This window comes from Chryseobacterium sp. TQ-BC-N36 (assembly GCF_058382295.1).
In genome coordinates this window covers 15,540-27,597 of sequence record NZ_CM178175.1, presented here as the reverse complement: position 1 = coordinate 27,597, position 12,058 = coordinate 15,540, and the positions used below count along the sequence as shown (strand labels likewise).

Genomic DNA, 12,058 nt, shown 5'->3' with positions numbered 1-12,058 from the left:
ATTTTTTTTACAAAAAATTCATGTGAAAAGTTGATTTTCAATTTTATTTATCTTTAGCTTTACAGAAAAAATGTTTGATTTCAGCAATATGTTCAAAACAGAGGGACCAGATGTTGTTTACACATGGACAATTCCTGTGTTTGCTGCAATTATTTTCCTGGAAATGGGTTACAGCCACTTTAATAAGGAAAAAATCTATGAGACTAAAGATGTTGCAACAAATGTACTTTTCGCCTTGCTTAATTATGGATTAGACATCATCATGAAAGGTTTCTCTTTATTTGTTATGATGTTTTTTTACCAGCATCGTCTTTTCGACTGGCAGGAGGGAATATGGTATTGGATTGCAGTATTCCTGGCCCAGGATTTTGCCTATTATGTTCATCATTATGTGGATCATCACTCCCGTGTTTTCTGGGCGGTACATATTACGCATCATAATTCTGATTATTTCAATATCAGTACAGGATTCAGAAGCCCTGTATTTCAGCCATTATACCGATACCTGTTTTTTTCTCCATTAGCATTCATGGGCTTTCATCCATGGCATATTCTGGTGGCTTATTCTTCTATTCAGATCTATGGTACCTTTGTACACACCCAATCGATTAAGAGTATGGGATTTTTAGAATACATTCTGGTTACGCCTTCCCATCACAGGGTACATCATGCCTGCAATATCAAATACCTGGACCGCAATATGGGAATGGGCCTGATTATCTGGGATAAAATCTTCGGAACATTTGAAAAAGAAGATCCTGAAGTTCCTGTAAAATATGGCATTTATCCTAAAATGGAGTCAAAAGATCCTGCAACTACCCTATTCTATGAATGGAGAAGAATAGGAAAAGATCTCAGACAGCCTGGGCTTTCTTTTAAAACCCGATTGAAATATCTTTTCTATTCTCCGGGATGGAGGCATGATGGGACCGGAAAAACGGTAAAACAGTATCAGAAAGAATATAAGGAAAAGAAAAAGAACAAAGTTCCAGTTCAAGTAAACGAGCCGGCAGCAGAATCTGAGAACCAATATCCCCAATTCATTCAGCATGCGGAGGATAAGTAGCTGTAAAAAAATACCCCGGTTTTTGAAAAACTTGAACCGGGGCACTTTAGTGTATCGTTAAAAATTATTTTATTGGCTTGATAGAAACTGCAAAACCACCGCTTCTTACCATTTTAAAATTAATTTTTGACTTGCTTGTAATCTCTTTTTTATAGATGTTATAGCTTTGAGGATTATCAATATAATCAGCATCTTTTCCATCTTCATAGATCGTTGCTTCGTATTTTTTTCCTTTATCCAGAAACGAGAAATCTACTGTATACTCACGTTTGTTTTCATCGGTAATCCCTCCCACAAACCAATTTTCAGTTCCTTTTGCTTTTCTTGCTGTGATCACATAGTCTCCCGGCTCCGCAGATAAGATCTTTGTATCATCCCAATCTGCTGAAACATCCTTGATAAACTGGAATGCATCCATATGCTTTTTATAGTTTTCAGGCAGATCTGCAGCCATCTGAAGCGGCATGTACATTGTTACATAAAGAGCAAGCTGCTTCGCCAGAGTAGTTTTTACAAAACGCTTATCTCCAGGGAAATAATAGTCAAGTTTCGTCTGGAAAATTCCTGGGGTATAGTCCATGGATCCTCCCATCCATCTTGTGAAAGGAAGAACTGTCTGGTGGTCAGGTTTATTACCTCCAAATGCTTCATATTCCGTTCCACGGGCTGCTTCTGCGGAAATATAGTTAGGATAAGTACGGCTTTCTCCTGTAGGGCGCACAGATTCGTGGGAATTAACCATGATTTTGTAGTCATTTGCTTTTTCTGCAATTCTATAGTAATGGTTAATTGTCCATTGAGAATAATGATGTTCTCCTCTCGGAATAATATCTCCTACATATCCGGTTTTTACGGCATCATATCCATATTTTTTCATTGTCTGGAAAGCTTTGTCTGCCCATCTCTCATAGTTTGTTGCAGAACCAGAAGTTTCATGGTGCATGATCAGCTTAATTCCCTTTGAATGTGCATATTCATTCAGCATTTTGATATCAAAATCCGGATAAGGGGTAATGAAATCGAAAACAAATTCTTTGGAGTGCCCGAACCAGTCTTCCCAACCGATGTTCCAACCTTCAATCAATAATCCCTGGAATCCGTTTTCTGCAGCAAAATCAATGTATTCTTTTACTTTTGTATTATTGGCTGCATGTTTTCCGTTGGGCGTCAGCTTCGTAAAATCTGTTTTACCTAAATGTACATTTTCTGCTGTAGAATATGCCCATTGAGATTTTCCGATGATCATCTCCCACCATACTCCCATATATTTTGTAGGGTGAATGTAAGAAGTATCTGTATATTTTGTAGGCTCATTCAGGTTAAAGATCATTTTGGAATCCATCACCTGTTCTGCTTTCGGCGCTACAATAATGGTTCTCCACGGAGTCACCGAAGGAGTCTGAATATATCCTTTCGCTCCCTGTCTGTCAGCAGTCAAATGCGTTTTGAATTTATAATTCTGGGCATCTACCTCAAGATGTGAGGCCGGATAATCCAATACCGCAGCTTCTGCCACATTGATATACAAAGGCTCTTTTCCTTCTTTTTTAAGCATCAACGGAGACTGAACAGCATTTTTCACCAATGACTGAGAGGCATTTGCATCGTATGCTTTATCCCATTTTGAAGGAATTTCAGATACTTTGGTTTCCTGATACTGATATTCCTGAGAGTCATAATCTGCCACGATCCACCATGCCTTCATATCGGTAGGGAAATCGATTTCAGAATCTTCTTCTCTGATCACAAAATAATTAAGGTTCTTTTGCTGTGGGAATTCATAACGGAATCCAAGCCCATCATTAAACAATCTGAACTTTACCACAATACTTCTGTCTGTAGAAGCCTGATTCAGGGTAACCGCCAGTTCGTTGTAATGATTGATATAATTTTTCTTTTCTCCTAAAACCGGCTGCCAGGTTTCATTTTTGGATTCTCTTTTTTCATCTGTCTTTGCAAAACCGTTATTCAGATCGTATTTTGCATCTTCCGGTTTAGCGATCTCGGAAGCGAACTTTATAGCTGTGTCTTTAAATAATCTCAATCCCAATTTAGAATCTTCCACCACTACCGCACCATTGTATTTCAGGTTGTAGTAAGGTACTCCTTCCTTCAACTGAAAGTTCATTTCGAACTTCCCGTCCGGAGATTTTAAAGATTGGGCTTTCACACCTGTAAACATCATTGAGAGCAAAAGCGCTCCAACTGTAATTTTCTTCATAATGACTATTTATTAACTTAAAAAATAAAGTGCTGCAGTAAAGCAGCACTTTGCTTTATTTTTAATTTTATTTTACAATTTAGTAACGGTTAATTTGTAATATGCTGAATTGTGCAGATCCAGTTCAATTTTATAATTACCTGCCTGTGAAACTTTGTATGCAGGGTCTCCTGTAACAGTTCCTTCTGAACTTAAATAAGATTGAACACCTGTCCCTGAAACCAAAGTCTGATCTGCATCTTTTGGCTGGAACTTCATGGCCCAATCATCATTGGCTCTGAATTTAAATACTCCGGTACTGGATAATGCAATTGAACTGATCACAAACGTTTTGGTTGCAGGATTATATACAAAATCCGTATCTGATCCCCAACCTGTAGGTGTTGCATCCCCGATAACGCCGAAGTTTGCAATAACTGATGAGTAAGTGTTTGCAGCCCAATTCACCTTAATATAATACGTTCCTGCAGCTGGCGCTTTTATATTATCTCCATCAGCTTTTAATTTTCCTGTTTTGGTTCCATCATCACCTTTATTTCCTGGCCAGTCCTGGTTGATCGCAAATTTATATTTTCCATCTTCAACCCCAGCAACAGTATTGATCCAGATAAACCCTCTGTATTCATCATTCTTTCCAGGAGAGAACAAATTCGGCGAGTTGGCCGGAGTCCAGTTGGCATAGCCAGCTGCTCCAGCATAGCTGCCGGGAACATTGATCTTAGGATAAACCAAATCTGGATTTGGAGTATAAGGTGTTACTTTAATAGCTACAACATTAGAATAAAAAGCTGCTGATCCTACAGAAGTTTTCAATCTTACCTCAATATCATTCACAACATCCGGTACTGCTCCAATAGAAAACATTGCTGCATTCATTGCTGCATGCGTAACAACACCTGAAGTCATATCATTGGAAAAGTCAATAGCAGCGCTTTTTTTGAAACCATCTCCTTTAATGCCGAATTCTACTTTTTGCGTAGGAACGACTGCAATATTAAAGGTTGGTTTTGTCCATGTAAAAGTGATCACGGCATCATTGGCATTAAGCTCATTAAGGACCACCGAACTTTTATCAGCAGATATTTTGCCGGCAGACGTCTCATTGATAACCGCTTGATCTTCATCTTTTTCACAAGAAAAAACTAAAAGTCCGGTAAAAACCAAGGCTAATATTTTGAATAATTTTTTCATTTTTAACAGGATTTTAAATTAATATCCAGGATTCTGAACCAGGTTAGGGTTGGCTACGATATCTTTCGCTGGAATCGGGAAAAGGTTTCTGTAACTTTCCACAGCTTTACCATCTTTCACATTACCTTTCCATGGCCATAGATAATCTCCTGTAGTAAATTTATTGAAACGGATAAGATCACTTCTTCTTGTCATTTCCCAGGATAATTCTCTGGCTCTTTCATCTAAAATAAAATTCAGATTGATAGAGGTTACATTCCCACTTGTATTTTCATAGGCACGTTCTCTCAGCTGATTGATATAACCGATTGCCGTCGCCTGATTACCTCCGGCACCTCCTCTCAATACGGCTTCCGCATACATCAGATAGATATCAGCTAAACGGTATAACGGGATATCAGCCTCAACCCAGTTGGTATGGGCACCAGCAGATCCATTACTTTTAACATTTTTAAATTTAATAAAAGCATAACCATCTGTGAATGATCCTAAATCATTAATTTCTAAATTCTGTCCTGAGGTAAAGAATCTTCCTCTTTTATCACTTCCATTGGTTGGAAACAGTCCTACAAAGGCTTTTGTAGTTCTTAACCCACTCCATCCGCCATTCACTCCAAAATCAGCCGCTTTCATATCTCCACCTATTGCAGCATGAACAAGGAAAGTAGTCCCTCCATTGGTTTGTGTATTGATTCCATCAAAGTTTACACTTAAAATCTGCTCCGGGTTATTGATGTTATTATCCGCAAGGAACAAACCATCATATTTCGGCTTTAAAGAATACCCTGCTGCAATCACTTTATTACAGTAAGTTATACAATCTGTATTTCTCTGTGTTCCTGTATATACTTCTGCATTCAAATATAATTTTGCCAATAAGGACCATGCAGCCGCTTTATCTGCTCTTCCGTATTCATTGGTTTTAGGATCTTTCAATTCCCCTGCTACAGCAAGTAATTCGGATTCTATATAATTGAATAATGCTTTTCTTTCTATCCTCTGTGGCGGATTGATAGAACCTGGCAAGTATGATTCATCTACAAAAGGGACATTCCCAAACATATCGATCGCATGATAATAAGACTGCGCTCTTAGAAAACGAGCTTCTGCTCTCATTAACTTAGCCTGAGTGAGGTTGTCTCCTGTAATATTATTGGAAGCTAATTTTTCATCTGTCACATTTCTCAAAAACTCATTACAAAAAGCAATTTCCGTATATATTCTGTAATACATAGCGGCAATAAATTCGTTGGAAGCATCCCACGTCATTTTGTGAAGTGTGTGAAGGTTACCGTCATTCCATCCAATCACTGCTTCATCAGTGGTCACTACGTTCAGGTTATACATCAATCTGGTATACTGGGAGAATCCACCGTTGATACCATTAATATCACTATCCGGCTGATCACCGTCTCCACTTACCTGGCCACCCATAGCAAGCCCTCCGTAAAGTTTTGCCAGAACATTTTTGTAATTGGCAAAATCTTTATAAATACTGGCTGAAGTAACGTCTGTGATAGGTTCTCTTTCAAGATCTTTCACACAAGAAGTTGCTGTCAATAAAAATACTGCAGAAAGAGGCAATACTATATTTTTTAGTTTAATTCTATTTAGTTTCATTGAATTCTTATTTAAAATTGGAAGTTAAAACCTAGAGAGTAAATCCTAGGCATTTGATAGTAACCGTTATCTATTCCGCCAAAAACTTCAGGATCTACTCCAGAGTATTTAGTGATCACAAAAACATTTTGTGCCATCGCATATATTTTCAGATTACTTCCTTTAGAAAAAACTTCTCCGAAATTGTATCCGACATTAATATTATCCAGTCTCAGGAATGAAGCATTCTCAACATAAATATCAGATTTGTATTGAGGAACTGCGAATTTATACTGTGGTGCTGTAAAGAATACATTCTGTAGGTATTCATTTGTAGATGCAGATTGCAGTGAACTATTTGAAGCAGCATTATTATATACATAATTCCCCAAGACAGCTCTTGCACTCAAGGCAAAATCCCAGTTTTTATGAGATACTTTTGTAGAGAAACCTAAAATGGCATCAGGTGTTGTGGATTTATAATAATACATATCTTTTGTATTGATTATCCCATCTCCGTTTCTGTCTACATAAGCTCCGTCAACTGGCTTTCCATTGGTATCATATACTTGTTGATACACCCAGAATGAATTTGGTGCATATCCTACGGCATGAGCCTGAATCCTGTTTCCTGAACCTCCTTCAATACCACCCACTTCCATATTGAATGATTCATCAGCTCTGTCTTTAAGCTTAGTAATCACCGGCTTGTAATGAGTAGCATTAAAACTTACTTCCCAGGTTGTATTTTGATTTTTAACCGGAATTACAGTAATACTTCCTTCAATCCCTTCATTTTTCATATCTCCAACATTTTGCCAGCTTGCATTACTTAAACCTCCTGCAGGTTCATCAGCATATACAAGAAGGTCTTTAGTATCTTTTCTGAAAATATCTATTGATCCTGTAATTCGATTTTTATTAAAGCCGAAATCCAATCCTAAGTTTTTAGTAGTCGTTGTTTCCCAGGTAAGATTTGGATTATAGTTAGCAGGTCTGAACATAAAATAGAATTCATTTCCGAACTGATAGCCCGCTCCCTGATAACTTGGATTATACGCTGCAAAAGCAGGATAATTATTAGGTTTGTTACCATTAAGTGCTGGTAATTCCTGCTGACCAGTTTTACCCCATCCTGCTCTTAGCTTTAATGTACTGATAGAGGATATATTTTTGATGAAATTTTCTTCGTTAAGCTTCCATGCTAAGGAAACTCCCGGGAAAACTCCCCATACATTATCTCTGGTCCCGTTGAAGAATCTCGAAGATCCATCTTTACGAACCGATCCTGAAATAACATATTTATTAGCTATGGTAAAAATAGCTCTTCCATAAAATGAAATCAATGTATTTTGAGTTTTGAAGTCTAAATCCTGCGAGTTAATTCCTGTTCCTCTATAGGTGATAGCTCCTGGAAGATAAATATTGAAATCCTGATAAGAATACCCTGCAGTAATATCCACACCAGTATTAATAGCACTGATGTTTTTCACATAATTAAAGTAGGTTTCCAAAAGTTTATTTTTCTTTTCCATAGAATAGAAATTTGAACTTCCTTTATCTTCGAAACCTGGTCTCAGACGAGCATCTTTAAACTTGTGTCCGTCACTTTTTGTATAGTCATACCCCGCATTTACATTGAAATGAAGGTCTGGAAGAAAATGAAACTTATAATCTAACTGAATATTTCCCAATCCTCTTAAAACGGAAGACACATCTCTTACCCCATTGATCATCCCAAGTGGATTGGAATTGGCATTTACATTATAACCTGTTGCAGATCCGGAATCCAGCCATTCATAATAGCCTCCATAGTTAGAGTTCCCCGAATATACCGGTTGTGTAGGATCAAAATAAGTAGCTGCCTTGATAACCCCACCATCTACAAACCTATTATCTGTAAATGTCCCTTTTGCATTTACATTCACTGATAAATGATTGTCAAAGAATTTAGGATTTAAGTTCAACCCCACAGAAGTTCTTCTGAAAGAATTTGATTTTACAATACCGTTCTGTTCATTATATCCTAATGATAAACGGTATGGTAATCCTTTAATACCTCCGGAAAGAGCTACATTATTATCGGTTCCCCATGCCGCTTGGTAAATTTGATCCTGCCAGTCAGTATTGGCATTCCCAAGTTTCGTTTTATAACCAGCAGGTGCGTATGTATTAACAAAATCTCTAAATTCCTGAGCATTCAATACGTCTACCTTTCCCATTTTAGTAGATACCGAGGTAACGGTTGAGAAGTTCACTTTGAACTTTCCTGCTGTTCCTTTCTTGGTTGTAATAAGAATAACACCATTAGAAGCCCTGTTACCATAGATAGCAGTAGCAGAAGCATCTTTCAGGATATCAAACGTTTCAATATCATTTGGGTTGATTAATGATAACGGGTCAGAAACTCCATTCATTCCAACAAAATCCTGAGGAACTCCGTCAATTACAATCAAAGGAGAATTTTCTCCACTTAAAGAAGAGGTACCTCTGATTCTTATTTTTGTTCCGGATCCCGGGGCTCCACTGTTATTGGTAATCTGTACCCCTGGCGTTTTACCCTGGATCAGTTGCCCTGCAGAAGTTGCTCCTCCGTTGAAGTCTTTAGCCGTGACAGAAGTTATAGAACCGGTAAGATCAGATTTTTTCTGCTTTCCATACCCGATCAGTACAACCTCATCAATCTTTTTCTCCTGAGGAAGAGAGTCCTTTTTCTGCGCATGTATTACTGTACTGGCCAGTAAAAAAGCGGGCGCGATTTTTAATACTGTTGTAAAATTCTTCACAATCTTATTTTTTTATAGTTTCGTTTTTCAGTCTTATTTTAGCCTAGAGCCAGACTCGCAATTTAAAAAAAAATTAGAATTATTATAAATTTAATATAATTTTAGTTAAAATTATGTATATTACGAAACCCATTTTAGTTAGTTTTTTAAAGCCCAATATTTTACAACGTCTTATGCTTTGCATAATATTTATTTTAAATTAACAAAATGTTAAACAATTGTTTAACTTTATTTCATGTTCAGCCTCTGAAAACCGCATTCTGCATCATAATAATACCTCCAATAGCGGTATTCAACAGATATTCCTTATCTTTGCAGTTAAAACTTTACTATAAATGTCAAACAGAAAGATGATTACGGCAGCTTTGCCTTATGCAAACGGACCGGTTCATATAGGACATTTGGCAGGTGTTTATATTCCTGCGGATGTTTACGCAAGATTTCAGAGAAGATTAGGAAAAGATGTAGCGTTTATCTGTGGTTCGGATGAGCACGGCATTCCTATTACCATAAGAGCTAAAAAAGAAGGAGTAACTCCTCAGGATATCGTTGACAAATATCACGAAATCATCAAAAAGTCTTTTTCTGACCTTGGAATTTCATTTGATGAATATTCAAGAACCACGTCTAAAAAACATTATGAAACCAGCCAGGATTTCTTTAAGGTTTTATATGAAAAAGGAAAATTCACAGAGGAAGTTTCTGAGCAGTATTTTGATGAACAGGCAGGAGAATTCCTTGCTGACCGCTATATTGTAGGAACATGCCCTAACTGTGGTAATGAAAATGCTTACGGAGACCAGTGTGAGAAATGCGGTACTACCCTTTCCCCTTCTGAGCTGATCAATCCGAAATCAATGCTTAGCGGAAATGTTCCTATCCTAAAAGAAACGAAAAACTGGTATCTCCCATTAAATGAATATGAAGATTTCTTAAACGAATGGATCATTGAAGGCCATAAAGATGACTGGAAACCTAACGTATACGGACAGGTTAAATCATGGCTGAATGACGGTCTTAAGCCTCGTGCCATGACCAGAGACCTGAACTGGGGTGTTCCGGTTCCGCTTCCGAATGCTGAAGGAAAAGTACTATATGTGTGGTTTGATGCTCCTATCGGGTATATCTCTTTCACCAAAGAGTGGGCAGAGAAAAACGGAAAAGACTGGAAAGATTACTGGCAGAGTGAAGACAGTGACCTGGTACACTTTATCGGAAAGGATAATATTGTATTCCACTGTATTATTTTCCCTTCAATGATGAAGGCGCACGGTGATTACATCATGCCGGCTAATGTTCCTGCTTTTGAATTCCTGAACCTTGAGAATGATAAAATCTCAACGTCAAGAAACTGGGCAGTATGGGCTCATGAATATGTGGAAGATTTCCCTGGGCAGCAGGATGTTTTAAGATATGCACTTCTTTCATCTGCTCCGGAAACAAAGGATAATAACTTTACATGGAAAGATTTCCAGACTAAGAATAATTCTGAATTAGCTAACATTTTTGGTAACTTCATCAATCGTGTTGCTGTACTAATTAATAAAAATTTTGAAGGGAAAGTTCCAGTAGGAGATGTCAATGCTCCTGAATTAGAAGAAATCAGTAAAAGAGCTGTTGAAATTAGAAATTTCCTTGAAAATTATGAATTCAGAAATGCTTTAACAGCATTCATGAATCTTGCAAGATTTGGAAACCAATATTTGCAGAATGAAGAACCTTGGAAAACTGTTAAAAATGATCTTGAGAAAACCAAGAATACATTATTTATTGGAGCTCAGATTTCAGTTGCTCTAGCAAATTTAGCTGAACCATTCTTGCCTTTTACAGCTCAAAAGCTATATGAAATTTTTAATGTTGAGCAAAAAGGATGGACTGAAATTGAAAACTCAAAAGTATTAATTGAAGCAGGTCATCCAATCATGGCTAATGCTCCAATTTTATTCTCTCAGATTTCAGACGATGTCATAGAAGCTCAGATCCAAAAGCTGGAAAACACAAAACAAAACAATAAAAAAACAAACCCTAACGCAAACCCAATGAAAGAGGAGATCACGTTTGATGACTTTACTAAAATAGATCTTAGAACAGCAACCATTATTGAAGCTGAAAAAGTAGAAAAAGCAGATAAATTACTAAAACTTACTGTAGATACAGGAGTAGATGTAAGAACTGTTGTTTCCGGGATTGCGGAAAGTTTCACACCTGAAGAGGTGATCGGTAAGCAGGTAATGATCCTTCTGAACCTTGCCCCAAGAAAAATCAGAGGAATTGAGTCTCAGGGAATGTTATTATTGACAACAAAACCAGACGGAAAATTATCTTTCGTAACACCGGATGACAGCAATGTTGAGAACGGTATCGAGATCGGATAATTAAAATCCTTATAAAGATAACAGGCTGTTTCACGAGAAGCAGCCTTTCTTTTATAGACAGCTTATGGTCAATAAAAATCTTTTAAGAAGACTTTCCAATCAGGAACTAGAGGGATATTTAAAAGAAGGCAACCGCTTTGTTCCGGAGGCCGTTCAGGCAGCTTTTGAAATTCTGGAAGAAAGAGGCCGTGTTTTCAGTGAAATGGAAAAAACAGCCGTTAAGCAATTGATTCAGCATAAAGAAGAAGAAGAGGAAGCAAAACGTTCAGAAGAGGTAGAAACCTGGAAAGACCATATTACAGAAGATCCGGAGGCCGTCAGGCTTTATTCACGAATGACTATTTTTGTCAGCAGTGTTCTCTTCAGTACGATTCCCGGGGCTATTCTGCTCACGCTTAATTTAATCAAACTCAAGAAATTCTTTCCTGCCATTTTTACATTGGCTTTTGGTTTTCTTGTTTTTATGTTTCAAAGATATGTTCTGCTTTCCCATTTTGACTTTGGTACCACTTCCAGATACAGTCCCGAAATTGGAGTCGTTGCCATAGGAGCTTTAGGTTTACTTGTCATCAGTGTTTTAGCCACTCCGAAAAAACTTCCTTATCGCGCGGAATCTTATATTTTCCCTGTGCTCTTATGTGCCGGAACTGCAGTTGTTATGTATTTTTATTTTCAGGAGTGGTTTTCATTTTATCCGCTGGCAAGGGTTATCAATATATTCAGACAATAATTAGGAGCTTGTTCCCGCTATCCACTTTTACTCCTCGCCCCTGTCAAAGAGCCAACCGCATGCTGTGGGGTAACCGTTTCTATCGGGGCT

General features: G+C 37.6%; 7 protein-coding genes. 3 read left to right on the top strand and 4 right to left on the bottom strand.

Going from position 1 to position 12,058, the window contains the following annotated elements; genetic code table 11:
- Window positions 1-70: 70 nt before the first annotated feature.
- Window positions 71-1,066: a sterol desaturase family protein gene (locus AC3FI7_RS00105; RefSeq protein ID WP_142725673.1), complete on the top strand. Its 996-nt coding sequence runs from the start codon at window positions 71-73 to the stop codon at window positions 1,064-1,066.
- A gap of 64 nt (window positions 1,067-1,130) precedes the next feature.
- Here AC3FI7_RS00105 and AC3FI7_RS00100 read toward each other — a convergent pair whose 3' ends face one another.
- The 4 genes from AC3FI7_RS00100 to AC3FI7_RS00085 form a co-directional block, all read right to left on the bottom strand.
- Entirely contained in the window at window positions 1,131-3,287 is a 2,157-nt protein-coding gene (locus AC3FI7_RS00100; RefSeq protein WP_491461086.1) for a glycoside hydrolase family 97 protein, read from the bottom strand.
- A gap of 72 nt (window positions 3,288-3,359) precedes the next feature.
- A complete protein-coding gene (locus tag AC3FI7_RS00095; RefSeq protein WP_142725671.1) occupies window positions 3,360-4,478 on the bottom strand; it encodes a SusE domain-containing protein in 1,119 nt (372 codons plus the stop codon).
- 18 nt (window positions 4,479-4,496) lie between these two features.
- Window positions 4,497-6,098 (bottom strand): RagB/SusD family nutrient uptake outer membrane protein, encoded by a 1,602-nt coding sequence (locus AC3FI7_RS00090; RefSeq protein WP_491461085.1) that lies wholly within the window; start codon window positions 6,096-6,098, stop codon window positions 4,497-4,499.
- 11 nt (window positions 6,099-6,109) lie between these two features.
- Window positions 6,110-8,863, bottom strand: coding sequence for a SusC/RagA family TonB-linked outer membrane protein (locus AC3FI7_RS00085; protein ID WP_491461084.1), 2,754 nt, complete (start codon window positions 8,861-8,863; stop codon window positions 6,110-6,112).
- Between the two features lie 335 nt (window positions 8,864-9,198).
- Here AC3FI7_RS00085 and metG point away from each other — a divergent pair, with 335 nt between their 5' ends.
- Together metG and AC3FI7_RS00075 are read left to right on the top strand one after the other, a co-directional pair.
- Window positions 9,199-11,238, top strand: coding sequence for a methionine--tRNA ligase (metG, locus tag AC3FI7_RS00080; RefSeq protein WP_491461083.1), 2,040 nt, complete (start codon window positions 9,199-9,201; stop codon window positions 11,236-11,238).
- Between the two features lie 64 nt (window positions 11,239-11,302).
- Window positions 11,303-11,968, top strand: a complete 666-nt coding sequence (locus AC3FI7_RS00075) for a hypothetical protein (protein WP_491461082.1) — start codon at window positions 11,303-11,305, stop codon at window positions 11,966-11,968.
- The last annotated feature ends 90 nt before the right edge of the window (window positions 11,969-12,058 follow it).

What these genes read in the sequence shown, in the direction of transcription:
- metG (WP_491461083.1), top strand. Translation starts at nt 9,199, where the DNA reads ATGTCAAACAGAAAGATGATTACGGCAGCTTTGCCTTATGCAAACGGA.
- AC3FI7_RS00090 (WP_491461085.1), bottom strand. Translation starts at nt 6,098, where the DNA reads ATGAAACTAAATAGAATTAAACTAAAAAATATAGTATTGCCTCTTTCT.
- AC3FI7_RS00095 (WP_142725671.1), bottom strand. Translation starts at nt 4,478, where the DNA reads ATGAAAAAATTATTCAAAATATTAGCCTTGGTTTTTACCGGACTTTTA.
- AC3FI7_RS00100 (WP_491461086.1), bottom strand. Translation starts at nt 3,287, where the DNA reads ATGAAGAAAATTACAGTTGGAGCGCTTTTGCTCTCAATGATGTTTACA.
- AC3FI7_RS00075 (WP_491461082.1), top strand. Translation starts at nt 11,303, where the DNA reads ATGGTCAATAAAAATCTTTTAAGAAGACTTTCCAATCAGGAACTAGAG.
- AC3FI7_RS00105 (WP_142725673.1), top strand. Translation starts at nt 71, where the DNA reads ATGTTTGATTTCAGCAATATGTTCAAAACAGAGGGACCAGATGTTGTT.